This window comes from Rhodococcus sp. UFZ-B548, from assembly GCF_903819475.1.
Classification (GTDB): domain Bacteria; phylum Actinomycetota; class Actinomycetes; order Mycobacteriales; family Mycobacteriaceae; genus Rhodococcus_F; species Rhodococcus_F erythropolis.
Genome location: NZ_CAIJDS010000033.1, coordinates 22,043 through 46,090, shown reverse-complemented (window position 1 = coordinate 46,090; position 24,048 = coordinate 22,043). Strand labels below are relative to the sequence as shown.

Annotated in this window: 26 protein-coding genes; 19 read left to right on the top strand and 7 right to left on the bottom strand. The window is 62.9% G+C overall.

Features of this window, described 5'->3' with window-relative positions:
- The first annotated feature begins 140 nt into the window (after positions 1 to 140).
- The 3 genes from H7C86_RS24155 (at position 141) to H7C86_RS24145 (ending at position 3,552) form a co-directional block, all read left to right on the top strand.
- Positions 141 to 1,472 carry a cyclopropane-fatty-acyl-phospholipid synthase family protein gene (locus tag H7C86_RS24155; protein ID WP_182262361.1) on the top strand — a complete coding sequence of 444 codons (1,332 nt, stop codon included), beginning with the start codon at positions 141 to 143 and terminating at the stop codon, positions 1,470 to 1,472.
- Between the two features lie 20 nt (positions 1,473 to 1,492).
- Positions 1,493 to 2,812, top strand: a complete 1,320-nt coding sequence (locus H7C86_RS24150; RefSeq protein WP_182262360.1) for a lipase family protein — start codon at positions 1,493 to 1,495, stop codon at positions 2,810 to 2,812.
- Between the two features lie 68 nt (positions 2,813 to 2,880).
- Positions 2,881 to 3,552 carry a DUF1345 domain-containing protein gene (locus tag H7C86_RS24145; RefSeq protein ID WP_182262359.1) on the top strand — a complete coding sequence of 224 codons (672 nt, stop codon included), beginning with the start codon at positions 2,881 to 2,883 and terminating at the stop codon, positions 3,550 to 3,552.
- 21 nt (positions 3,553 to 3,573) lie between these two features.
- Here H7C86_RS24145 and H7C86_RS24140 read toward each other — a convergent pair whose 3' ends face one another.
- A complete protein-coding gene (locus tag H7C86_RS24140; protein WP_020908008.1) occupies positions 3,574 to 4,203 on the bottom strand; it encodes a LysE family transporter in 630 nt (209 codons plus the stop codon).
- A 110-nt stretch (positions 4,204 to 4,313) separates the two neighbouring features.
- Between H7C86_RS24140 and H7C86_RS24135 the strand changes: the two genes are divergently transcribed.
- Together H7C86_RS24135 and H7C86_RS24130 are read left to right on the top strand one after the other, a co-directional pair.
- A complete protein-coding gene (locus H7C86_RS24135) occupies positions 4,314 to 4,970 on the top strand; it encodes a nitroreductase family protein (RefSeq protein ID WP_003942413.1) in 657 nt (218 codons plus the stop codon).
- A complete protein-coding gene (locus H7C86_RS24130) occupies positions 4,964 to 5,587 on the top strand; it encodes a dihydrofolate reductase family protein (RefSeq protein ID WP_182262358.1) in 624 nt (207 codons plus the stop codon). Before H7C86_RS24135 ends, H7C86_RS24130 begins: the two co-directional genes overlap by 7 nt.
- Here H7C86_RS24130 and H7C86_RS24125 read toward each other — a convergent pair.
- Entirely contained in the window at positions 5,584 to 6,387 is an 804-nt protein-coding gene (locus H7C86_RS24125; RefSeq protein WP_259349288.1) for a sulfite exporter TauE/SafE family protein, read from the bottom strand. The genes H7C86_RS24130 and H7C86_RS24125 overlap by 4 nt on opposite strands.
- A 92-nt stretch (positions 6,388 to 6,479) precedes the next feature.
- Between H7C86_RS24125 and H7C86_RS24120 the strand changes: the two genes are divergently transcribed.
- Positions 6,480 to 7,283 carry a helix-turn-helix domain-containing protein gene (locus tag H7C86_RS24120; protein WP_133727455.1) on the top strand — a complete coding sequence of 268 codons (804 nt, stop codon included), beginning with the start codon at positions 6,480 to 6,482 and terminating at the stop codon, positions 7,281 to 7,283.
- Here H7C86_RS24120 and H7C86_RS24115 read toward each other — a convergent pair.
- The 3 genes from H7C86_RS24115 to H7C86_RS24105 form a co-directional block, all read right to left on the bottom strand.
- Positions 7,261 to 7,710: a hypothetical protein gene (locus tag H7C86_RS24115; RefSeq protein ID WP_003942394.1), complete on the bottom strand. Its 450-nt coding sequence runs from the start codon at positions 7,708 to 7,710 to the stop codon at positions 7,261 to 7,263. The genes H7C86_RS24120 and H7C86_RS24115 overlap by 23 nt on opposite strands.
- 46 nt (positions 7,711 to 7,756) lie before the next feature.
- Complete coding sequence (locus tag H7C86_RS24110; protein ID WP_182262372.1) at positions 7,757 to 9,010, bottom strand: glycoside hydrolase family 1 protein; 1,254 nt, start codon at positions 9,008 to 9,010, stop codon at positions 7,757 to 7,759.
- A 140-nt stretch (positions 9,011 to 9,150) separates the two neighbouring features.
- Positions 9,151 to 12,420 carry an arabinosyltransferase domain-containing protein gene (locus H7C86_RS24105; RefSeq protein ID WP_372461232.1) on the bottom strand — a complete coding sequence of 1,090 codons (3,270 nt, stop codon included), beginning with the start codon at positions 12,418 to 12,420 and terminating at the stop codon, positions 9,151 to 9,153.
- A gap of 55 nt (positions 12,421 to 12,475) precedes the next feature.
- Here H7C86_RS24105 and H7C86_RS24100 point away from each other — a divergent pair, with 55 nt between their 5' ends.
- The 11 genes from H7C86_RS24100 (at position 12,476) to hisF (ending at position 20,842) form a co-directional block, all read left to right on the top strand.
- The gene (locus H7C86_RS24100) at positions 12,476 to 13,021 is read left to right on the top strand and encodes a hypothetical protein (protein ID WP_019748778.1); all 546 of its coding nucleotides are present in this window, start codon (positions 12,476 to 12,478) and stop codon (positions 13,019 to 13,021) included.
- Between the two features lie 152 nt (positions 13,022 to 13,173).
- A complete protein-coding gene (hisD, locus tag H7C86_RS24095; RefSeq protein WP_020908000.1) occupies positions 13,174 to 14,496 on the top strand; it encodes a histidinol dehydrogenase in 1,323 nt (440 codons plus the stop codon).
- Positions 14,493 to 15,635 (top strand): histidinol-phosphate transaminase, encoded by a 1,143-nt coding sequence (locus H7C86_RS24090; RefSeq protein WP_021333660.1) that lies wholly within the window; start codon positions 14,493 to 14,495, stop codon positions 15,633 to 15,635. Before hisD ends, H7C86_RS24090 begins: the two co-directional genes overlap by 4 nt.
- A complete protein-coding gene (gene hisB, locus H7C86_RS24085; RefSeq protein ID WP_003942383.1) occupies positions 15,632 to 16,246 on the top strand; it encodes an imidazoleglycerol-phosphate dehydratase HisB in 615 nt (204 codons plus the stop codon). Before H7C86_RS24090 ends, hisB begins: the two co-directional genes overlap by 4 nt.
- The gene (locus tag H7C86_RS24080) at positions 16,243 to 16,392 is read left to right on the top strand and encodes a hypothetical protein (protein ID WP_007732248.1); all 150 of its coding nucleotides are present in this window, start codon (positions 16,243 to 16,245) and stop codon (positions 16,390 to 16,392) included. Before hisB ends, H7C86_RS24080 begins: the two co-directional genes overlap by 4 nt.
- A 68-nt stretch (positions 16,393 to 16,460) precedes the next feature.
- On the top strand, positions 16,461 to 17,582 hold the full coding sequence (locus H7C86_RS24075) for an MFS transporter (protein ID WP_024487482.1): 1,122 nt from the start codon (positions 16,461 to 16,463) through the stop codon (positions 17,580 to 17,582).
- Positions 17,583 to 17,591: 9 nt separating this feature from the next.
- Positions 17,592 to 18,227 (top strand): imidazole glycerol phosphate synthase subunit HisH, encoded by a 636-nt coding sequence (gene hisH, locus H7C86_RS24070; protein WP_003942389.1) that lies wholly within the window; start codon positions 17,592 to 17,594, stop codon positions 18,225 to 18,227.
- A complete protein-coding gene (locus H7C86_RS24065; RefSeq protein WP_042952048.1) occupies positions 18,224 to 18,475 on the top strand; it encodes a hypothetical protein in 252 nt (83 codons plus the stop codon). Before hisH ends, H7C86_RS24065 begins: the two co-directional genes overlap by 4 nt.
- 19 nt (positions 18,476 to 18,494) lie before the next feature.
- The gene (priA, locus tag H7C86_RS24060; protein WP_003942371.1) at positions 18,495 to 19,229 is read left to right on the top strand and encodes a bifunctional 1-(5-phosphoribosyl)-5-((5-phosphoribosylamino)methylideneamino)imidazole-4-carboxamide isomerase/phosphoribosylanthranilate isomerase PriA; all 735 of its coding nucleotides are present in this window, start codon (positions 18,495 to 18,497) and stop codon (positions 19,227 to 19,229) included.
- 9 nt (positions 19,230 to 19,238) lie between these two features.
- Positions 19,239 to 20,072: an inositol monophosphatase family protein gene (locus H7C86_RS24055; RefSeq protein WP_021333657.1), complete on the top strand. Its 834-nt coding sequence runs from the start codon at positions 19,239 to 19,241 to the stop codon at positions 20,070 to 20,072.
- Complete coding sequence (gene hisF, locus H7C86_RS24050; protein ID WP_003942380.1) at positions 20,069 to 20,842, top strand: imidazole glycerol phosphate synthase subunit HisF; 774 nt, start codon at positions 20,069 to 20,071, stop codon at positions 20,840 to 20,842. Before H7C86_RS24055 ends, hisF begins: the two co-directional genes overlap by 4 nt.
- On the opposite strand, the gene H7C86_RS24045 is transcribed toward hisF, so the two are convergent.
- On the bottom strand, positions 20,839 to 21,456 hold the full coding sequence (locus H7C86_RS24045) for a TetR/AcrR family transcriptional regulator (protein ID WP_029255504.1): 618 nt from the start codon (positions 21,454 to 21,456) through the stop codon (positions 20,839 to 20,841). The two genes, hisF and H7C86_RS24045, sit on opposite strands and share 4 nt — an antisense overlap.
- A 118-nt stretch (positions 21,457 to 21,574) precedes the next feature.
- On the opposite strand from H7C86_RS24045, the gene H7C86_RS24040 reads away from it, so the two are divergent.
- Entirely contained in the window at positions 21,575 to 23,056 is a 1,482-nt protein-coding gene (locus H7C86_RS24040) for an NAD(P)/FAD-dependent oxidoreductase (protein ID WP_182262357.1), read from the top strand.
- 21 nt (positions 23,057 to 23,077) lie between these two features.
- Here H7C86_RS24040 and H7C86_RS24035 read toward each other — a convergent pair whose 3' ends face one another.
- A complete protein-coding gene (locus H7C86_RS24035; RefSeq protein ID WP_020969784.1) occupies positions 23,078 to 23,599 on the bottom strand; it encodes a universal stress protein in 522 nt (173 codons plus the stop codon).
- Positions 23,600 to 23,700: 101 nt separating this feature from the next.
- Here H7C86_RS24035 and hisI point away from each other — a divergent pair, with 101 nt between their 5' ends.
- Positions 23,701 to 24,048 carry a phosphoribosyl-AMP cyclohydrolase gene (hisI, locus tag H7C86_RS24030; RefSeq protein WP_003942390.1) on the top strand — a complete coding sequence of 116 codons (348 nt, stop codon included), beginning with the start codon at positions 23,701 to 23,703 and terminating at the stop codon, positions 24,046 to 24,048.

Below are 24,048 nucleotides of genomic sequence, written 5' to 3'. Positions count from 1 at the left end.
GCGATGAATACCGAAACCTCGATGAATACCGAAACTGCGGTGAACACTGCCCAAAACTCGGACAAATGGCGCGAAAGATTCGCGAATCGGGCGTAAGTTTTCTGTCATCGGCGAACCATCTTTGTCGGAGGGGTTGATCTGTGACTGGTGCCGCGACCAAAATTTTGACGGTTTTCGAGGAAGTGATCGGGGTTCCGCTTCCGGTTCGCGTGCGATGTTGGGACGGTTCGGAGGCAGGTCCGCCGGACGCCGCTGCGCGGGTACATTTCCGGAATCGGCGTGCCCTACGTCGAGTCCTGTACTCTCCCAACGAATTGGGGCTGGCGAGGGCATACGTGTCCGGCGATCTGGACGTAGACGGCGATATCTTTGCGCTCCTCGATGTCCCGGATCTGGTCACGCGGCTCGGTGAGAATCGTTTGTCGGCGTTGCCGTTGCGCTCGCTGGTGCGCGCCGCCGGTACTTTCGCCGGCTTGGGGGCGGTGGGTCCACCGCCATCGCCTCCGTCGATCGAGATGCGTCGTAAGCGAGGCAAGCGGCACAGTAAATCACGCGATTCGGCCACGGTCTCCCATCACTACGACGTCGGGAACCGCTTCTACGAAATGTTTCTCGGGCCGAGCATGGTCTATTCGTGCGGGTACTGGCCGGAAGGGGTCGAATCCCTCGAAGCTGCTCAGTACGCGAAGCTGGATCTGATTTGCCGCAAGCTCGATCTGAAGCCGGGAATGCGACTGCTCGACGTCGGTTGTGGCTGGGGATCGATGGCACTGCACGCTGCCCAGAACTACGGCGTCGACGTCGTCGGAGTGTCACTGAGCAACGAGCAGGTCGAGTACGCCAAGGGACGAGTTGCCGACGCGGGTTTGGCCGATCGTATCGAGATTCGGGTGCAGGACTATCGCGACGTCGACGACGGCCCGTACGACGCGATTTCGAGCATCGGCATGTCCGAGCATGTGGGCCTGGCCAATTTGCCGGTGTACACGGCAAAACTCTACGACCTGCTCGCGCCGCAGGGTCGTCTGCTCAATCACGCTATCGCGGCGGTGAAGTCTTTGTCGGACAACGTCGATGACGGACGCAGTTTCATCGACAGGTACATCTTCCCGGACGGTGAGATCCTTCCGCTGAGCAAAACCATTGATGCGCTCGAACTTTCAGGTTTCGAGACGCGTGACAGCGAGGCGTTGCGCGAGCATTACGCCTTGACACTGCGCGCGTGGGTACAGAATCTTCGCGAGAACTGGGACGCATCGGTCCTACAGGTCGGTGCTCCCCGCGTGCGTACCTGGTTGCTGTATCTCGCTGCCAGTGCCCTGGGTTTCGAGGAGCCGCACAGGCTTACGATTCATCAGGTCCTGGCCGTGAAACCAGGGGATCGGGGGGCCAGTGGCATGGCCCGCTCGCGTAGCAGTTGGTATCGATCGATTGAAGTCCCCCAGATCGAAACCGGTCCGCGCGTCGACTGAGGCCTATACGTTGGATTTCCATGAGCACCCGGAAGGTTGTCCTCGCGGCACTGAAGGTTTCGGCCGTTGCGGTATCGGCGCTGTTGTCGACCTCGCTACTGTTCACACCGATATCGAACGCCCAACCTGTGAACGACTTCTACGACGCGATTCCGGGCGACGTCGGCGATCCGGGCTCGGTGATTCGGACGGAACCGCTGCCGCTGGCCGGTGCCGTCGGCGGAGTGCCTGGTGTGGGGACCCGGATCCTGTATTCGAGTACCGACACCCACGGATCCAATGTTGCTGTGTCGGGCTCGTACCTGGAGCCGGTTGCCCCGTGGTCAGGCGCGGGCCCGCGCCCGACGGTCGTGATCGGTCCGGGCACGCAGGGCCAAGGTGATCAGTGCGCGCCGTCGAGGATGTTCCCCACTGCCGGTCAACTCCGCCTGGCGGAACCCGGGAATCCGTCGAACTACGGTGCCGGTGTGGACAGTGTCGGTGTCAACTACGAGTCCGCATTTGCTTTCGCATTCCTAGCCCAGGGCGTTCGCGTGTTTGTCACCGACTACATCGGACTCGGAACACCCGGTATCCATACCTACGTCAATCGCGCCGAGGAAGCCCACGCGATGTTGGACGGTGCACGCGCTGCCCGAGCCTTGGCGAAGGCAGGAGAGGACGATCCGATAGCGCTGTGGGGCCATTCGCAGGGCGGCGGCGCCACTGCCGCTGCAACCGAACTGGCACCCGAATACGCGCCTGAGTTGAATCTGGTCGGGAGTTACGCGAGCGCGCCCCCGGCAGACCTGGCAAGCGTTCTGCGTCATATCGACGGTACCGGCCTGATGGCCGCGATCGGCTACACGATCAACGGCGTCCTCGACCGATATCCCGCCGCCCGAGAGCCGATCGAATCTCGACTCAACGACTACGGCCGGTCCGTGCTCGCCGACGTCGCCGGGCAATGCCTCATCGATTCCCGAACCAAGTACGGGAAGCAGTCGACGGCGTCGTGGACCACGGACGGCCGGCCACTTGCCGACGTGGTGGAATCGGTACCGGAGATCCAGCAGGTGATCGAGGAACAACGCATCGGGCGGCGAACCCCGGCCTCGCCGATTCTGGTCAACGGAGCGCTCAACGACGATTTCATCCCGTACGAGCAAACCCGGCGCCTGGTTCAGGACTGGTGCGCGCGCGGGGCCGAGGCGACGTTGTTCACCGACACCCTGCCTGCAGTGAATCCGGGGAGCGGTAACAATCACCTCGCGCCGGCCGTAGCGGACTTCGGTGTCGGATTGCAGTACGTGCTGGACAGATTCAACGGCAAGCCTTTGGTCGACACCTGCAACGCCTGACACGCCTGCTTCTCGATTACCTTGCGGCGTAACCACCGTCTCATTGCGAACGGTGGTTGACTGAGCCCGTGAACGATCGATCGCACGACCTTCCGATCAACCCGGTTCCGCGGAGTGAGCTGGGTGCCGGGCCAGCGCTGAGAGTGTCGACAGGTCTGGTGCTCGGTGTCGCTGCAGGCGTCGTCACGGCGTTGGTCGGCTACCCCCGGTTCGCTTTCCTGATCGGCTGGGATGTCGCGGCGATGGTGTTCACGGTGTGGACGTGGATTCTGGTCTGGCCCTTCGATGCGACGCTCACCGCGAGCCACGCAACGCGGGAAGAACCGGCTCGCAACGTCGCACACCTGCTGATTCTCGGCGCTGCCGTCGCGAGCCTCGTCGGTATCGCGTTCCTGCTCTTGGCGGCACCCGACGGACATCACTACCAAGTCGTGGCGGCATCGGTTGCAGTCGGTAGTGTCGTGATCTCGTGGCTGGCGGTCCACACGCTCTTCACCCTCGGCTATGCGCGGCTGTACTACTCGGGCCCCGACGGCGGAATCGATTTCAATCAGGAAGAACCGCCGCGGTACAGCGATTTCGCCTACGTGGCCTACACAGTCGGGATGAGCTTCGCGATTTCCGACACCAACTTGAAGTCGTCGGACATGCGCGCGATGGCGCTCGGCCACGCATTGCTCTCGTACCTGTTCGGTTCGGTGATCGTGGCGTCCGTCGTAAACTTGATTGCAGGCCTGTGACCGATCAAGCCGTGTGACCGATCAAGCTGCTGCACGCCCGATGCTCGAGAGGAAGCCGGCGGCTCCGAAGAACAGGCCGGCGAACACTCGATTGGTGGTTCGCTGCTGTTTGGGGGATCGCATCAAGGTGAGCACCCGTGCGGCCAGCCCGGTGTATCCGGTCATCACGATCACGTCGACTGCGCACATCGTGGCGGCGATGATCAGATACTGCGGAAGCAGCGGTGCCGACGGGTCCAGGAATTGTGGGAGCACTGCGAGCATGAAAACGACAGCCTTCGGGTTGCTCGCGTTCACGAGAAAACCGCGAAGCATCATCATCGGGCCGGAACTGCTCGCGGTTGCCTCGTCGGTCTCCACCTCGGTGGGCGCCGATCGCCACTGCCTGATTCCCAGGTAGACGAGGTATGCCACACCGAACCACTTGATCAAGGAAAAGGCCACGGTCGAACTGGCGAGAATTGCACCGACCCCGGCCGCGACAATTCCGATCTGCAGCAGCAATCCCAACTGCAGCCCGAAGATGTTCCAGTATCCGCGCCGCAAGCCGTAGGCAAGCCCTGACGACATCGACGCAATGGCGCCGGCCCCCGGTGACAGGCTGATCACCCAACTTGCTCCGAAGAACGCCAACCAGACGTGCCAACTCATGTCGAAAGTCCTTTGATCGGGAAATACTCCCGACAACCAGCACGCACGGGATCAGAAAAGTGTAGACGGACTGTCCTGCTCACTGCTCGCGACAGTGCAATGATCGGGAGATGACGTCGTATCCCGTACTCGACCTGACACCCGACGAATTACTGACCACAACGCGGACGGTTCGAAAGCGTCTGGATCTGACCCGTCCCGTGCCGTTGGACCTGGTGAAGGAATGCCTCCAGATCGCCCTGCAGGCGCCCTCCGGTTCGAATCGCCAGGGGTGGCAGTGGATGGTGGTGACCGATCCGGCACTGCGTGCAGCAGTCGGGCAGATCTACAAGGAAGTCACCGACGAGTACCTTGCTTCTCACGGTTCGGCGGCAAAACTCTTCGCCGATGATCCCGATCGCGCGCCGATCCAACAGCGAGTAGGCACCAGCGTCGCGTGGCTCGGTGAGCACATGGGCGAGGTGCCGGTTCTTCTCATTCCGTGCATCAAGGCGGGTAAGACGTTGCCGGAGGGGAACCAGGCCGGTCTGTGGGGTTCTCTACTCCCGGCCGCGTGGAGTTACGCTCTGGCCGCACGGGCACGTGGACTCGGTACGGCGTGGACGACATTGCACCTGCAGCGTGAAGCGGAAGTTGCCGAGCTGCTGGGTATTCCGGCCGGATTCCATCAGGCGGCGCTTATCCCGACGGCGTACTTCACCGGCGAGACGTTCAAACCCGCCGCCCGTGAACCGGTCGACAACGTGCTGCACGTGGACCGATGGTGAGCCTGATCTACTCGGCGATCTGCTCGATCGACGGGTATGTGGCTGATGAGCAGGGGAACTTCGACTGGGCGGTTCCCGACGCGCAGGTCCATTCGTTCGTCAACGAGCTCGAGAGGGGAGTCGGCACGTACCTGCTCGGGCGCCGGATGTACGAGACGATGATTCCCTGGGAGACAATGATTCCCTGGGAGACAACGGCACACGAGGACCTTCAAGGTACTTCCGCATCGGTAGGTTCTTCGGTGCCGTACGAGTTTGCCGGAATCGAGGCGGCGACAGTCGAGTTCGCTCAGATCTGGGGTGGCATCGATAAAATCGTGTACTCCACGACGCTGAACGAGGTATCGACGGCGCGCACAACGATTTCCCGGGACTTCGACGCCGACGCCGTTCGTGCGCTCGAGAGCGAAGCGGTACAAGATATCTCGATCGGCGGGCCGACGATCGCTGCAAGTGCATTCGCGGCGGGGCTGGTCGACGAATGCCGACTGTTCGTCTGCCCGGTCAGCGTAGGAGGCGGATTGCCTGCCCTTCCGCGCGGGCGACTGGACCTGCAGCTGCTCGAAGAGAAAACCTTCGACGGCGGCGTCATCTATCTGCGGTACGCCGTCCGCTAAGCCGCGATCATCACCGCCGTGACTACTGCGAGTAGAGCGATGTAGGCGGCGGCATGGATCCGGTCCGGGATGGCGCCGACAATTCGCCGGCTCAGTGCAATCGCAGGTAGAGAGCCGGCCAGTAACGCGCAAACGGCGAGAAGGTCGATTGCGCCGAGTCTGCCCGCTGACAGATCCGAGGCGGTGCTGTGCCCTGATGAGGCCGCGTACACTGCAGTCGCGACGACGGCGACAGGCAAGCTCAACGGGTTGGCGCTCGCGGCGGCGTCGGCCATCGGAACTCCGCCGCGACGCATCATCGGAACCGTCATGACGCTCCCGCCGACTCCGAGGAAACTTGCGACGGCGCCGATGCCTATCCCGACAGCGCGGACGCCGTGACGGTCAAGATGTTCTCGAGGTTCAGGTGGTGTCAGAAACCCTTGTCGCAGAAGGCTGTCGAGGATTGTGACCACGAGGTAGAGGACAAAAAGAATCCTGACGGCGCCGTCGTCGACGTGACCTGCCGCAACCGCTCCGAGGCCTGCTCCGACTGCGACGGGGCCGATCAGTGGTCTGATGTACTCCGCCCGAAGCCGTCCTGACTTCCTGAATGCGATTGTGGCACCGAGTGAATTGACTACCATCACTGCCGCCGAGGATGCGACGGCGACATGCATCGGATCGATGGCGTCCGCCCGAAGTGTGGATGCAGCGTAAACGACTGGGACGGTGACAAACCCGCCACCGAATCCGAACAGAACGGTGGTGACTCCGGTCAAGGCGCCGAAAGCGAGAAGGATGAGGGCGTAATGAAGCACTTGATGAACGGTAGCGATTTCTCCGCTGGCGCACATTCGAAGGTTCGCCACGTTCCATTGTCAATCAGACACGGACTCGGTAGGTTCCTCCGGTGCGCAACATCTCGATCAACGACGTCGATCACTCACCTCGCGGTGTTCTCGCAATCGGAAGCGACTACCCACCCGGTCACGTGTTGGCCGCCCACGAACATCGACGAGCCCAGTTTCTCTTCGCTGTGAACGGTGCGATGAACGTCGAAACCAATGACGGTGAGTGGACGGTTCTGCCGTCCAATGCGGTCATGATTCCCGCCGGTGTCGCTCATGCCGTGACAATGGACGGCGTCAGCACGCGAAGCCTCTACATCGAACCGTCCGCAGCGCCGTGGTTCCCGGTCAGGTGCCGAGTCGTCGCAGTATCGTCGCTCCTGCGTGAGCTGCTCGTCGCTGCAGTCGACATGGATGTCGAGTTGAACGTGGAGGACGACTTCCCGGCACACGGACGCGGCGCCGCGGTATTTCAGCTGATCCTGCACGAACTTCGCGATCTTGCGCCCCTGCCTGTGGAACTTCCGCTGCCTCGGCACCCGGGATTGCGGGCGTTGTGCACGCGGTATCTCGCCGGCCCGTCGATCCACGACTCGCCCACGCGGTGGGCCGAGCAACTCCACATCAGTGAACGAACACTGCACCGCTTGCTGATCTCGGAAACGGGGATGAGCGCGTCGTCGTGGATGCAGCGTGCCTGCATTCTTCACGCGCTCCCGAAACTCTCTGCCGGTGCCAGTGTGACAGCCGTTGCGTCTGAACTCGGATACTCGACGCCGGCTGCCTTCGCAGCGATGTGCACCCGAGTTTCGGGTGCACCGCCCAGTAGCTATCGGGCGCGCGTCACGACACAGACACCGGGATGATGTCGGCGACGACGTCGTGGATGAGACCGTCACGGACTTCGAAGGTTTCACGAATCTCCACGGTCATGAGGCGAGTGCCACCGATTCCCGCGTCGAGCAGATAGGTGGTCGAGACGATGTCCCCGGCTTCCGACATCTCTAGGTCTCGTACGCCCTGGATAACGCGGTATTGGATACCGTTTTCGAGGTCGGCGGACATCTGTGGTCCGGAGAAACCCGTCTTGAGTCCGGCTTCGACGCGCGTCGCATCCGGGGCGAAATGGACATCGGAAACGTCATGGGAGACCAGGGCGTCGATGTAGGCACGCGCCTGCGCCTCGCGGGGTGAATCGGCCGGGTTGGGGGCTGCTGTCGCAGCGCCTCCGGCAACCAGGATCAGGGCAGCCGTGGCAGCGGCAGTTCCGGCGATATTTCGCAGTGTTCGCATGGGACATCCTAACGACGAGGAGTGGAGGAATTTCGGAAAACGGCCGTCATCGAGTAGCCGTACAGCTGCGGGGAGGATCGACGAGCGAGCAGAAAGCCGGGGCCATGACGGGCACGTAGTCGGCCCCGACGCCGTTCTCGTGAATGATCCGGCGGTAGGTGTCGACGCCGTCGGTCGGGATTCGCGCCGCAGTGGGATCGCCGAGAACATCGACCGTGTAGAGGCCGAATCGAGGTCGGTACGAACCCCATTCGTAGTTGTCGGTGATGGACCAGTAGTTGTAGCCGATCACGTCGGCACCGTCTTCTCGGGCGCGTTCCATCCAATAGATGTGATCGCGTAAGTGATTCGCGCGTGTGTAACCGTCGGCGCGCGGCGCTCCATTGTCGGTAGGCATGCCGTTCTCGACGATGTAGAGGGGGAGTTCCGGATACTTGTCCGAGTACCGCATCAATGCGTCGTAGAGGCCTTCGGGTTGTGGTGTGACGTTGTAGAACTCGTCGAGTGCGGCGTACGCGGCAGTCGGATTGTTCAGGGCCACACCGTAGTAGTAGTCGATGCCGAGAAAGTCGAGCGTGTCGCGCACTCGATCCGTGAATACCGAATCGATCGCCTCGGACACGCCGGGAATGAAGGAGAAATTACTGCTTACACGGGCACCGGGATCGAGAACATGGATGCGGTCGTAGATCGCCCGGTGGACTCGGACCAATGAGTCGAACATCGACGGCGCCTGGGTGAGTGCGATTCCGCCGTAGGTCAATTCGCGCTGAACGTACACAGTCGGCTCGTTGATCGTGATCCACAGCGCCCCGATTCCGGAGTACCGCTCGACTACCTTCTCTGCGTTGACGAGCCAATCGGCTTCCGTCTTCGGATTTGTCCAGCCGCCTTGATCGACAACCCATCCCGGATACACCCAGTGGTCGAGCGTGATCATCGGAGTCATGCCCCGCGCGCGGATGTGAGCTACCACGTCGTCGTAGTAGGCGAATTCGGTCTCGTTCCAGCTCCCGGCGGCGGGCTGAACTCGCGCCCACTCGACGCCGAATCGGAAAACCTTCGATCCCAGATCGGCCGCCCGGTCGATGTCCTCGGCGTAGCGATGCCGGAAGTTGACCGAATCACCGATTTTGTCGTGGGTTCGTCCGGAATCGGAGTATCGAGACCAGTTGCTGTCCGGTGACGAACCTTCTGATTGGAATCCGGAGGTGGCAACGCCCCAGAGGAAGTCATCCGGTACCTCCGCCGAGGCGCGAGTGGGAAAGGCGAGCGCCCCGAGCAGGCACGTCAGTGCCATGAGTGCAGGCGTAATAGACCGCGACAGGGCTCCCATGCCTGGGAGACTAAGTCATACAAGTGTCCAGTCGCAGGCGTTTCGTCCGATCCGCCCGCGACTGGACCGTGTCACTCAGTGACCCAGCCGCTCAGAAATTCCGCTCAGAAAACCATGGTCATCGATCCCGGATTCCACGTCCCGGAGCGCTGAACGGTCGCTTCGTCGACCTGGGCAGGCACTGCACTCGGATCGATCGGTGTGTACTTCTCGATCGAACCCCAGTCGCGAGCCCAGTCGTTGTCGAGGTACGACGGAATGGTCTGAGCGGTCAGGAGCAGATCGATCCACCCCAACGGTCCACCGCCGTAGTGGTCCTGCCATGCGCTGGTCACGAGCGCGCCGGAATGGTCGGGAAGGATCCGATACTCGGGGACCTCGGCGATACCGACCCGATGATCGAAGGGGCGTTGGCACGGGAATGCCAGTCCGACAGCCCAATCCAGCATGACGGGCGCCTGCGAACCGACGACGTCGTTGAGCTTCTGGGTCTTCGGAACCCGCGGCGGCGTAACGGCCACCCATTGGTCGGCCTTGCTGTCGTAGTCGCTGACCACAAGTCGAATGCTGTTGGCTTCGACGGGAATCTGGTCCAGCGGCACACGCAGGTTCCGCCATGACGGTGCCGGACCGATGTCGAGGGGCGCGATCTTTCCGAGTGTTTCCACAGCGTCTGTTTCGGCATCGTCGACGCCACGCGCTGTTCCGTATTCGACCTCGACGTTCTGGCCGTAGGTGACGATTCCGTCCTTGTCGACCGACCGAACACGACCTGCGGCTGCAATCGAGATGATGTCTCCGCGTGTGGCGTTCTCGCCCACGTCGGGGAGTTGGTACCAGTCGCTGGTCAGAGTGCCGGGGGAGGGCTGACCGTAACTACCCATGACGGGTGTTGTCGCCGGGTCGAGACCGAACGGCAACGCGACCGAACTGCCGTTGACCCCGGTCTGTCCGGCGCCTCCGCCGGTTCCGGCCGAGTTACCGGCGGTGTCCTCGGAGGTGTCGACGGTGTTCGCGCCGCCGGTAGCCGTGGCTTCCTTGTCTGCTCGAAGGTCGGAGGCGACGCCATTCGGATCGAATCCTGTAGCCCCACCGGCGGAGAGTGCTGTGGCGACGCTGCCCGAGAGGGGCGTCAGCATCGAGGCGTTCGGATCGGTCTCGAGCAGAACGTCGTTGGCGAGTCCGCAGTGTTGGCCGAGAACGGCGTCGACGTTTGCACGGCCCACCGAATAGGCCGGGTACTGGGTGACCGCGCCCTTGGCCATGGACAGCACCTCGAAGAGGACCATGGCACCTGCGGCAATCGTCAGTGGCGAGATGGCAAGCAGTCGAGCGTGCTTCGCGGACGGTTCCTTCCCAGCGGTGTACGGCTCACGGAAGAAGTACCACGCGGCGACGCCGAGCATCAGCACCGTCAGCCCGAGGAGGACGGTGCTCGCGCCGAGTCCGCTGATCGACACCGGCTTGTCAAACCACGGAACGCTGTAGCTGGACACGTAGTAATAGCTGTTGCTGCCGGTGAATGCGACGGCCAGGAGAAACAGTACGGCTGCCGCGAAGAGGGCCCGATTGCGCGGCGAGCGCAGGAGTTTTGTACCCACGGCGACCGCCGTCATCATCGCCAGAACGGCGGTGAGTCCGGCAAAGATTCCGAAGTGGTGCGTCCACTTGGTCGGCGAGAACATCAGCAGTGGCAGTGCGCCGATCGTCAGCCCCACGACGCGGCGTGACGGACCGGCGGCCAAACCGGGAATCCGGCCGCCCTTGCGCAGCATCATCGCGGTGCAGACGCCAAGGCACAGAACCATGACGAACACACCGAATCTGCGAGTCAGAGAACCGTCGACGGAGATGTTGAAGAGGTATTGATAACGGAGGTACTCGTCGAACCAGGGCTGGTTCGGTGAGATCGAGTGGACGCGTTGCATCTCGACGACGGCGGCGAGGCTCTGATCGCCGAACGCGGCGATGAGGATCGACAGTCCGGCAGCCAGCAATGGTCCGACAGCCGCGACGTAACCGGTGGTGCGGGCACGTTCGATGATGATGCGCATGATCGGGCGGATTCCGGCGATCAGTGCGGCGAAGCAGATGAGGCCGGAAGGCCCGGCGGTCAAGGTGAATCCGGCGATCAGAATCGCGACTGCGACCGGCAGAAGTCGTCTCGTCGCGACTGCGCGTTCGATCGAGCACCACGTCAGCAGGACGCCGAGAGCAACGATCGGTTCGGGCCGCAGTCCGTTGTTGAACGGAAGCCAGAACGCGAGGAAGACAAGCGCGCCGGTCCACAGGGCGAGCCGGTTTCCGCGAATTGCGGCTCCCAGTCGAGGCGCGACCTCGCGGCTGATGACGAGCCAGGTGATGATGCCTGCCAACAGAGCAGGCAGACGAACCCAGGGGCTTGCAGTGCTGACGTGCGCCAGGAGTCCGAGGATGTTGTAGTACGGCGTTCCGAACGGGGTCTCGGGGACCGCGAACCACCGGAAATAGTTGGACATGTAGCCCGATTGCTCGGAGGCCCTGGCCATCGTGAACTGGTAGCCGTCATCGGTGGTGGTAGCGCCGATGAAGTGCCAGAGCACCAGAGTTCCGACGACGACGCCGTCGAGGACGGTGAACTTCCACCATCGGGCGGGCAGAAATTTGCGTGTGCCCCGGCCGTCGCGGTTGTCGAGGCGGTGCAGCGCGAAGAGGGACACGACAGCCGTGAGTGCCCCGAGAATCATGGCGAGAGTCTTGATCACCGACGGGCTCGACGTGAAGCGAGAGTCCGCCTCGATCGAGACGTTCAAACCGGCTGATGCCGAATCGAGGTCGCTGAAGACGCCGACTACCTGTGGTCGGCTGTCGCCCTCGATGACGCGCGGTTCGGAACCGGTGGCGCTGAAGGTGGTTCGGGTCGGCTCGGCGGCGAGCGTGAGTGCGCATCCAGTTTGCAGATCAGCAACGGGTGTCGAGAGCAGCACTTGATCGCGCAGGACAACGTCGACCCGAGCGGGAGCGTCGGCGGATTCGGGGGAGACAGTGGCAACAAATCCGTAGCGGCGCGCATCGGCGGCACCCGGGGGAGCCGTCGAGACGAGTGTTCCGCCGGTGGCGGCCAACTCGCTGATCGACGCGCACGGGATCGATGCCTCCATGCGCAGCGGTGTGTACGAGACCAATGGCGCCTCGACGCTTTTCGTCGACCCGGCCTGCGGCCAGTTGACGACGGCTGTGTCCTGCTCGATCGGCAGGAACGGCACTGATCCGCACAAAACTATGCCGAGGATCGATGCGACAATCGCAACGATCCGTGCTCGGTTCGGTCCGCTGGATCGCTGAGGGGTCGGCAAGGCCGGAGGTGCGGTCGTGGCCACGTCACTGTCTGTCACGACTTTGGACCCTAGCTGTGCGTGACGTGTTTGTTATAAAAGCGCGAGTAATGGGATGGTCGTGTTCCCGGTGCCGTTCCGCGGTGCGGGGGTTGTCGGCGATCGAGGCGGGGGTGCTGTGCACGAAGTTCACGAGTCCATTTCGTTGAGCCCACTTCTGCGGCGTTCGACGGCCGCATTGTGCGTCGTCCTCGGAATTGTCCTGGTGATTGTCTGCGGGTTCGCGGCGATCGTGGAACACGACCCGGCGGGCTACGTCGGCGCCGTGTTGTCCGCGGTCCTGTCCTTCGGGTTGGCCGCGTACATGTGGAAGGTGCGCGTGATCATCACCACAGACGTCGAACGAGTGTCGATCGCGCTGTCTCCGGGGCTGCGTCAGGTATTTCGGTGGGACGAAGTTGTGTCTGCAACTGCAGTACATATCGGGATGGGCTCCGGAATCGGTTATCGAATGACCGGCCCAGGTATGCGGGTAATTCTCGCGTCACCCGGCGCCGGGGTCCGCTTTCGTCTGCACGACGGACGCGAAATCTCGGTGGCGACCGACCGAAGGGACGAGCTGATCGAACTCGCCCGGCGGCGGGCGCCGGACCTGCAGTGAGCGTCGCAGGTGGACCGGTGAAAAATGGGGTGCGCCTATCCTGGATAATTGACATCAGTTCTGTGTTTCAGGCGCGTTGTTCAGGCCTGTAATGCCGGACCGGTTTGCTGCCGCTTGCACAGGCACCCCGTTTGCGTACGAGAGGAACTCTCATGCTTGCCCGCACCGACCTGCGTGGTCGTACCCCATCCACGGCCGAACTTCGCGCCGCGCTTCCCCGAGGTGGAGTGGATGTGGACGCGGTGCTGCATCAGGTTCGCCCGATGGTCGAAGCTGTTCGTGATCGCGGGGCAGAAGCCGCCCTCGAGTTCGGCGAGAAGTTCGACGGCGTTCGTCCGGCTTCGGTTCGTGTACCCGCAGCCGAGCTCGAGCGCGCACTTCGTGAACTCGACCCCGCAGTCAAGGAAGCCCTCGAGGTTGCGATCGAGCGCACCCGCAAGGTGCACGCCGATCAGCGTCGCAAGGACACCGTCACCGAGGTCGTTCCGGGCGGCACGGTCACCGAGCGTTGGGTGCCGGTCGAGCGCGTCGGGCTGTACGTACCCGGCGGCAATGCCGTGTACCCGTCGAGCGTTGTCATGAACGTCGTGCCGGCTCAGACGGCCGGCGTCGGGTCGCTTGTTGTCGCCTCGCCGCCCCAAGCCGACTTCGGCGGATTGCCGCACCCGACCATTCTTGCCGCCGCAGCCATGCTCGGCGTCGACGAGGTGTGGGCCGTCGGCGGCGGGCAGGGCGTCGCCCTCCTTACCTACGGCGGAACCGACACCGATGGAACCGAGCTTGTCCCGGTCGACCTCATCACCGGTCCCGGCAACATCTACGTCACTGCGGCCAAGCGTCTGTGCCGCGGACTGGTCGGCATCGACGCAGAAGCCGGTCCCACCGAGATCGCGATCCTCGCCGACCACACCGCTGACCCGGTCCACGTTGCCGCCGACCTCATCAGCCAGGCCGAGCACGACGTGATGGCCGCCAGCGTTCTTGTCACGACCAGCGTCGAATTGGCCGACGCCGTCGACAAGGCTCTGGCTGCGCAGCTCGAGATCACCAAGCACCGCGAACGCGTCACCACGGCACTGACCGGCAGCCAGTCGGGCACGGTGCTGGTTTCTGATGTTTCCGCTGGTCTGCGCGTCGTCAACGCTTATGCGGCCGAGCACCTCGAGATTCAGACCGAGGACGCAACCGGTGTCGCAGCTCAGGTCACCAGCGCTGGTGCCGTGTTCGTCGGCCCATGGGCGCCGGTCAGCCTCGGCGACTACTGCGCCGGCTCCAACCACGTTCTGCCGACGGCCGGGTGTGCACGTCACTCCTCCGGTCTGAGCGTGCAGACCTTCTTGCGTGGGATCCACGTGATCGACTACTCCGAGTCGGCTCTGAAAGACGTTGCCGGACATGTCATCACGCTCGCCAATGCGGAGGACCTGCCTGCTCACGGCGAGGCTGTGCGTCTACGATTCGAGGCTCTGCGATGAGTAGTGCTCCTGGAGAATCGATTACGGTCGACGCCCTTCCGATTCGCGAGAACCTGCGTGGAAAGTCGGCATACGGCGCACCGCAATTGGCGGTGCCGGTTCAGCTCAACACGAACGAGAACCCGCATCCGCCGACGCAGGCGCTCATCGACGATGTCGCCGAATCCGTGCGCGAAGCCGCGAAGGAACTGCACCGCTATCCCGACCGTGACGCTGTGGCGTTGCGGACGGATCTGGCTGCGTACCTGTCGAAGCAGACCGGGGTGCCGGTCACCGTCGACAATCTCTGGGCGGCAAACGGATCGAACGAAATTCTGCAGCAGTTGTTGCAGGCGTTCGCAGGTCCGGGGCGCAGCGCGATGGGTTTTGTGCCCTCGTACTCGATGCACCCGATCATCGCCGACGGTACCGATACCGAGTGGGTCGAGGTCTTCCGTCGGGACGATTTCGCACTCGACGTGGATGCTGCCGTCACAGTGATCGAGGAGCGTCGACCGGACGTCGTGTTCGTGACCAGCCCCAACAACCCGACCGGACACAGCGTCGGTATTGCGGAACTGCGACGCATTCTCGACGTGGCGCCGGGCATCGTGATCGTCGACGAGGCGTACGCAGAGTTCTCCGCTGCCCCCAGCGCGATGACGCTGATCGACGAGTTCCCGGCCAAGCTGGTTGTCACCCGCACCATGAGCAAGGCTTTCGCGTTTGCCGGTGGCCGACTCGGCTACCTCGCCGCAGCTCCCGCATTCATCGACGCACTGTTGTTGGTGCGCTTGCCGTATCACCTCTCGGTGGTCACGCAAGCTGCGGCACGTGCCGCACTGCGTCACGCCGACGAGACCCTCGGCAGTGTCCATGCCTTGTCTGCCGAGCGTGATCGGGTGTCGAAGGCGCTGGCGGACACCGGTTTCCGAGTGATTCCCAGTGACGCGAACTTCATCTTGTTCGGTCAGTTCACCGACAGTGCGCAGGCGTGGAAGGAATACCTCGACCGCGGGGTTCTCATCCGCGACATCGGCATCCCCGGATACCTGCGGGCCACAGTGGGACTCGAAGCCGAGAACGACGCGTTCATCAAGGCCAGTGACGAAATCGCAGGCACCCAGCTGGTCGACACGAATTCAGGAGAGACGGCATGAGCGATCGCATCGCGCGGATCGAACGAACAACTCGGGAATCAAGCATCGTCGTCGAACTGAATCTGGACGGGACCGGCATCGTCGACGTCTCCACCGGCGTTCCGTTCTTCGACCACATGCTCAACGCCTTGGGTACCCACGCCAGCTTCGATCTCGATGTCAAGGCGAAGGGTGACGTCGAGATCGACGCTCACCACACCGTCGAGGACACCGCGATCGTTTTCGGCCAGGCGCTCGGCCAGGCACTCGGCGACAAGAAGGGCATCCGCCGTTTCGGCGACGCTTTCATACCGATGGACGAAACGCTGGCGCACGCGTCGGTCGACGTCTCCGGTCGCCCTTACTGCGTGCACACCGGTGAGCCCGACTACATGGTGCATTCCGTCATCGGCGGGTACCCGGGCGTTCCGTATCACGCGGTGATCAACCGCCACGTGTTCGAGTCGATCGCATTGAATGCACGTATCGCACTGCACGTTCGGGTTCTGTACGGCCGCGATCAGCATCACATCACCGAAGCCGAGTACAAGGCCGTTGCGCGCGCTCTGCGTGAGGCGGTCGAGCCGGATCCGCGCGTGAGTGGCGTGCCGTCGACGAAGGGCACACTGTGAGCGTCCTCTTCACCTACTTGCTGTTCATCGGCGCGGGTATTGCCGTGGGCGGCGCCTACTCGATGTTCAAGGTCAACAAGCTTGCGTCGGGAATCCTTCTGGCGTTGGCGGTTCTGGCGGCGGTAGCGGGCGCACTGCGTCTGTGACGCGAAAAGTGACTGTGTCTGAGTCGCGAGATCCTGCTCCATCGCCGGGGTTGCTTCGCACTCCGGGCATGATCGGTGTCCTGATCATGGCGGCGGCAGCTTTCGGTGGCTGGTCGTTGCTGTTGCCGGTGGTGCCGTTGCTGGTTGCGCATTCCGGCGGATCGGATGCGCTCGCCGGATCGGTGACCGGTGTCTTCATGGCGGCCACGGTCGTGACGCAACTGCTCGTGCCTCGGTTGTTGCGGACGCAGGGCTACCGGCGCGTGCTGGCGGTCGGATGTCTGCTCCTCGGTCCACCGTCGTTGGTGCTGTTGATCTCGGCCGACGCCGGCCCCGTCCTGGCGGTTTCCGCGGTGCGAGGAATCGGTTTCGGCATGCTGACTGTTGCCGGCAGTGCGCTCGTGGCGGAGTTGGCGCCCAAACGAATTCTGGGCCGTGCCACCGGCGCTCAGGGAATCGCGATCGCAGCGTCACAAATGGCGGGGCTTCCGCTGGGGCTTGCGATCATGGAACGGTGGTCGGCAACACCGGTGTTCGTTCTCGGTGCGCTGATCCCGGCACTCGCGCTGGTGGCCATTGCCGGGTTGCCGAAGATCTTCGCCCAGCCCACCGGCGAATCCGCCCGGTTGAGTGTGTTCGTCGTCTTGGTCCCGGTGCTCGCTCTGGCGTGTGTGTCCGCGTCGTTCGGCGGGCTGTCGTCTCTACTGCCGATCGCAATTTCGGAGCGCGCGGCCGTTGCAGGTGTGGTGTTGGCGACCGCCAGTGGATCGATGTTGATCGGCCGGTACTCGGCGGGCCTGATCGCCGATCGTCTCGGCAGTGGTCGGACACTCGCGCCGGCATTGGCGTCGTCGACCATCGGATTGGTGCTGTTCGCGATCAACGTCGACGGCGGGTCGACGCCGGTCTTGTTCTGCGCGGCGGTCCTTTTCGGGCTCGGGTTCGGGGCGGTGCAGAACGAATCCTTGGTCATGGCGTTTCAGGCTGCCGGCCCGAGGCAACTCGGATCCGCCAGCGCGATCTGGAACATCGGCTACGACGCCGGCACCGGAATCGGTGCATTGGCGTTGGGATTCGTGGCCACGACTGCCGGCTATGCGTGGGTCTTCGCGGTCTCTGCGGTCGTTGTCGCTCTGCTCCCGGCACTGGCCGCGGGCGGCAAAGTGATCGGCAGCAGGGTTGCCCGATAGAGTTGGGGCATGAGCGCTTCCACGATTGCTGTACTCGATTACGGCTCCGGCAACCTGCATTCGGCTACTCGCGCACTGGCGCGCACCGGGGCGCAGGTGGAGGTGACCAACGATATGAAGGTTGCATTAGCGGCGGACGGTCTGGTGGTGCCCGGCGTCGGTGCGTTCGCGGCCTGCATGGAAGGTCTGCGCGCAGTCCAGGGTGACCGAATCATCGGTAGACGCTTGGCCGGTGGCCGACCGGTGCTGGGTATCTGCGTCGGCATGCAGATTCTGTTCGACCGCGGAGTTGAATTCGGTGTCGAGGCGGAGGGCTGCGGCGAATGGCCTGGCACCGTCGAGAGGCTGCAAGCAGAGGTTTTGCCGCACATGGGCTGGAACACCGTGGAGGCTCCGGAGTCGAGCACGCTGTTCAAGGGTATCGACGCCGACACCCGCTTCTACTTCGTTCACTCGTACGGTGTGCAGAGTTGGGAACTCGCGCCGTCCGAGCACATCGCACCTCCGAAGCTGACGTGGGCAGATCACGGCGGAAAGTTCCTCGCTGCCGTCGAGAACGGTGCGTTGTCGGCAACGCAGTTCCACCCCGAGAAATCCGGCGACGCAGGCGCCGAGTTGCTGAGCAACTGGGTGCAGAGTTTGTGACCGGGAGATCCGGCCCGAACCGTGGCGACGACTTTTCCCTCGCTCGTCTGGCGTTGTTCTCGCTCGGCGCCGCTGTGGCTGCGTTGGCGGTCGCCACCGTCGTCATCGTCGTGCTCAAACCCTCGCCGGGTGTCGGTCTCGCGATCGGTCTCGTGGGGGTCGTTGCTGCGATCGCGGCAATGGGCGTCGTATCCAAGCGGATGACCCGAAAAGCGTTCGGTGACCCGGAAGACGGTTCGAGGTCCTGACCTACTAGGGTTACCGCACGTGAGCCTGGTCCTTTTGCCTGCTGTAGATGTTGTCAACGGTGAAGCTGTTCGCCTCGTGCAAGGAGAGGCGGGAAGTGAGACCGGTTACGGGTCGCCCCGCGACGCTGCTCTTGCGTGGCAGAACGACGGTGCCGAATGGGTGCATCTTGTCGACCTCGACGCCGCTTTCGGGCGTGGGTCCAACAGCGAACTGCTGGCAGGCGTCATCGGCGACCTGACGGTCAAGGTGGAACTCTCCGGAGGAATCCGCGACGACGCTTCCCTGGAAGCTGCACTGGCCACCGGCTGTGCCCGCGTCAATCTCGGAACCGCCGCTATCGAAGATCCCGAGTGGTGTGCCCGTGCATTGGCCAAGTACGGCGACAAGATCGCCGTCGGACTCGACGTTCGTCTGGTCGACGGCCAGTACCGCACCCGTGGGCGCGGCTGGGTCACCGACGGCGGCGATCTGTGGGAGACCCTGGCCCGTCTCGATCGCGACGGCTGCACCCGTTACGTCGTCACCGACGTCTCCAAAGACGGCACACTCACCGGTCCCAACCTCGAACTTCTCAGTCAGGTCTGCGCTGTCACCGACGCTCACGTCGTCGCCTCCGGTGGTGTGTCGACCATCGAGGATCTGCTCGCCATTTCCAGCCTGGTTGATCAGGGTGTCGAGGGCGCGATTGTCGGCAAGGCGCTGTATGCCGGTCGCTTCACTCTCCCCGAAGCGCTGGCAGCAGTTTCCGGATAGATTTTCCAGATGACTCCGACGCGTGACCTCGACGAACTTCTCGCGATTGCGGGTCGGCTTCTCGACGGCGTCCACGATCAGTTCGTCGCCGGTGTCGGCGCCCCGAGTGCGGTCCGCAAGGGCTGGGGTGATTTTGCCACCGAGGTCGATCTTGCGCTCGAGAAGCGGTTGACCGCGGAGTTGTTCGAGCAGACCGGCATCGAGGTGCACGGCGAGGAATTCGGCGGCCCAGACGTCGGTTCGGGGCTCGTCTGGGTTCTCGACCCCGTCGACGGTACTTTCAACTACTCGGCCGGATTGCCCACTGCCGGAACACTGTTGGCGCTTCTCGACGATGGTGTCCCGGTACTCGGATTGACCTGGCTTCCGTTGATCGGTCACACGTACGCCACTCGTGCCGGCGGTCCGTTGTTGGTCAACGGAATCGCCGTACCGCCGCTGGAGCCAACCGATCTGGCGTCGTCGATCGTCGGATTGGGTGCCCTCAACGTCAACAGTCGCGGCCGGATCCCCGGCAGTTTCCGTCTCGACCTCCTCGCCGAGATCAGCAAGGTGTCCTCGCGGATCCGGATACACGGCTCCACCGGAGTCGATCTCGCTTTCACGGCGGCCGGCATCCTGGGCGGAGCGATCGTCTACGGCCGCAACGCGTGGGACAACGCGGCCGGGGTCGCTCTCGTTCGCGGTGCGGGCGGGGTGGTCACCGATCTGGCCGGCAACCCGTGGACCGTAGAATCGGAGTCGGTGCTCGCTGCCGCCCCGGGCATCCACGGTGAGATTCTCGATATCCTCAACGCGCTCGGTGATCCGCGCGCTTCGTCCTCAGGAGGACCACAGTCATGACCCTCGCAGTTCGTGTGATTCCGTGCCTCGACGTCGACGCCGGACGAGTGGTCAAGGGTGTCAACTTCGAGAATCTTCGCGACGCCGGAGATCCCGTGGAACTCGCGGCAGCGTACGACGCTCAGGGCGCCGACGAACTGACCTTCCTGGACGTCACCGCCTCGACGTCGGATCGTGGCACGATGCTCGACGTCGTAAGTCGTACTGCCGAGCAGGTTTTCATTCCTCTGACCGTCGGCGGTGGAGTGCGCACGGTCGCGGACGTCGATCGTCTGCTGCGTGCCGGTGCAGACAAGGTCAGCGTCAACACCGCGGCGATTGCGCGCCCGGAACTGCTCAAGGAACTGAGTGAGCGTTTCGGCTCGCAGTGCATCGTCCTCTCGGTCGACGCCCGCACCGTTCCCCAGGGGCAGCCGGACACACCGTCGGGGTGGGAGGTCACCACGCACGGGGGCAAGCGCGGCACGGGCATCGACGCTGTCGAGTGGGCCGAGCGTGGTGCCGAGTTGGGAGTGGGGGAGATCCTGCTCAACTCCATGGACGCCGACGGCACCAAAGCGGGCTTCGACCTTCTGATGATCCGCGCTGTCCGGGCAGCAGTCCACGTACCGGTGATCGCCAGTGGCGGTGCCGGCCTGGTCGAGCACTTTGCCCCGGCAGTCGAAGCGGGCGCAGACGCAGTTCTCGCAGCGAGTGTCTTCCACTTCGGCGATCTGAGCATCCCGGAGGTCAAGGATGCGATGCGTGCCGAGGGAATCGTCGTTCGCTAGGCGTTCTCGGCGCGGATTCCGTCGAACATGAGGCGGCTGATGGCTTGGTTCAGCGTGGTGCAGTCGACGGACGAATCGGCTCGCAATCCTTGAATCGCACTTGCCAGCATCATGCCGTTGACAGCCTGCGCAGTGTTGTCGACGTCGAGGTCGGCGCGTAGATAGCCGCATTCGACTCCGTGATGCAGGTACGCCGCGGTCAACGATGCCGACTGGTCGAGTAGATCGAGCATCCGGCCAGTGAGATCGGCGTCGACGCCTGTCGTCTCGAAGAGCAGAACCCGCGGAATGCGCGGGTCGTCGAAGAAGATGCGGGGGAGCGCTTCGGCGATGCGACCGACCTGGGCGCGGTACTCGTCCAACGTATTTGCTGCGTCAGGGGCATTTTCGACGGCGAGTGCGCTGATGATCTTTGCGATCAGATCGTCGATGACGTGGTCGATGATGTCGCGCTTGTTCTCGAAGTATCGGTAGAACGTGCCGTGACCGATTCCGAGAGTTGTTGCGATATCGGCAATTCCGGTCGCGTGGTAGCCGCGTTCCGCGAAGCACTCGAATGATGCGTCGATGATCTCGCGGCGCAATTCCGCTTTTTTTCGTTCCGCTCGGGTCATGGCCTTCGTCACGTCTGGAATGATACCGTTCTCAATAACGGAATGACGTGTCAGTTTCTGATGTGCAGTTCACGGGTGCGTGGTTCATGGGTGTGCAGTTCATGAGAGGGATTCTCCGATGGCAGTGCAGTACGACGCAGTAGTGGTGGGGGCGGGCTTCGGCGGAATGGGTGCGGCCATTCAACTCAAGCGGATGGGCCTGGACAACCTGGCGATCCTCGAGCGTGAGGACGATCTGGGTGGAACCTGGCACGTCAACCGCTATCCCGGTTTGGCTGTCGACATCGCGTCGGTCACCTACTCGTATTCGTTCGAGCCCAATCCGAACTGGTCCAGGCTCTTCGCACCGGGTGCCGAACTCAAGAAGTACGCCGATCATGTCGCGGACAAGTACGACCTGCGGAAGCACATGACGTTCGGTGCCGTGGTCAACGGAGCCCGCTGGGACGAAGATTCCTCGCACTGGGTCGTATCCGTGGAGGGGGCACCGGACATCACTGCCAAGTACCTCCTGACTGCGACGGGTTTCCTCTCGCAGCCCCATCGACCGGACATCTCCGGTATCGATGAATTTGCGGGCAAGATCATCCACACCACCGCCTGGGACGATTCCTACGACTTGTCGGGCACCAAGACTGCAATCATCGGAACCGGCGCCACCGCCGTGCAGTTGATCCCCGAGGTGGCGCGGGAGGCCGCAGAGTTGACCGTCTACCAACGCACCCCGATCTGGGTCGTTCCCAAGATCGACGTCCCCATTCCGAGCGCAGTGCAGAAGCTGTTCTCGCGCATTCCGCTCACCCAGCGAATCGCCCGCGCTGTCAGTTCGTCGATACTCGAAATGATCATGGTCAGTGCGGTCCTGCATTACAAGCAGGTCAAACTGTTGAACAAGGGCGCTGCAGCCGCATCACGAGCGTTTCTGCGGTCGCAGGTCCGTGACGCGCATCTCCGCGAGCAACTCACACCGGACTACGACTTCGGGTGCAAGCGACCCACATTCTCGAACAGCTATTTCCGTACCTTCACCAAAGACAACGTGCACCTCGAAACCATGTCGATCGACCACATTGCTGCCGACGGAATCGTCACGGCCGACGGCCGCAAGACCGAGATCGACACGCTGGTGCTGGCAACGGGATTCAACCTCTGGGATGTGAACTTTCCGGCCATCGAGGTTATCGGCCGTGAGGGCCGAAACCTCGGTAAGTGGTGGCGCGACAACCGTTTCCAGGCCTATGAGGGGGTCGCGGTTCCCTACTTCCCCAATTTCCTCACGCTCGCCAGTCCGTACTCGTACAGCGGGTTGTCCTACTTCACGACTATCGAATCCCAGATGCAGCACATGGATCGACTGTTCGGCGAGGTGAAGCGACGTGGCGCGGAGACGTTCGAGGTCACCGAAACCGCCAACGCCGAGTTCCTGGACCGGATGACGGAGAACCTCGCGGACTCCGTCTTTTACGGCGGCAGTTGCCAGACTGCGCGGAGCTACTACTTCAATCAGCACGGGGAGGCTGCGATCCTGCGGCCCACGTCTACACGCAATGCGTTTGTCGAAGCGAAACGCTTTCCGCTCGAGGATTATTCGATCAGCTAGGCGGGCATGCCCCGTGTTCGGCTATCTCGCCGATCTGACTCCGCTCGGAACCGATATCACGGGATAGCGGTTCTGCCGGTTCAGTCGGGAAGAGACCGAGCTGTGTATCAGTTGGCTCACCGCGGAGGCAGCGCCTTTTCGCGGTGAGCCGATCACGATGGTGAAGGCGTCGTACTTGTCCGCGGTCGCGAGGATGACACCGGCCGGGTCGCCGTAGGTACAGTCGTATGTCCAGGTGTCCGTGTGCGAGGCAAGTGTCGAGGTTGTCTGTTCGCGTTGCGACACCATCTCGTCGTGCAGACGCGTTTCGAACTGTGGTGAGTCGGTTTCGACAGGCAAGTCCTCGGACGTGATGCAGTGAACGACGTGGAGTGCTGAATCCTCCTTGGCGGCAAGCGTCAATCCGTAGCTGACGACATTCTTGCTGCTCAGGCCTGCGCCGATCCCGACAACGATGTGGCGGGTCGGGACGCGATCGGTGCTCGCGTTCACGAGGTGGCAGGTGTACTCCGGGTGTGGGCCGTCATGACGTTGATGGTTCATGTCGGATCCTCTTCCAGAGCGAGAAGCGAAGAAACTTCCATTCTACGGCGACCAAGCAGGGGAATTCCACGGAAGTCACAGGTGGAAGGTATAAACGTCATATGAGTCTTGATCCCGCAATCGCGGCGAAGCTGAAGCGAAACGACGCCGGACTGTTCAGCGCGGTTGCTCAGGAGAAATCGACCGGTGATGTGCTGATGGTCGCGTGGATGGACGACGAAGCGCTCGCGCGAACACTGGAAACCCGTAAGGGGACGTACTATTCGCGCTCGCGCCAGCAGTACTGGGTCAAGGGTGAGACGTCGGGGCACACCCAGTACGTCCACGAAGTGCGACTTGACTGTGACGGCGATTCGGTCTTGCTGATCGTCGATCAGGAGGGCGCCGCGTGCCACACCGGCACTCACACCTGTTTCGACACCGACGTCCTACTCGCTGCGGAACAGTGA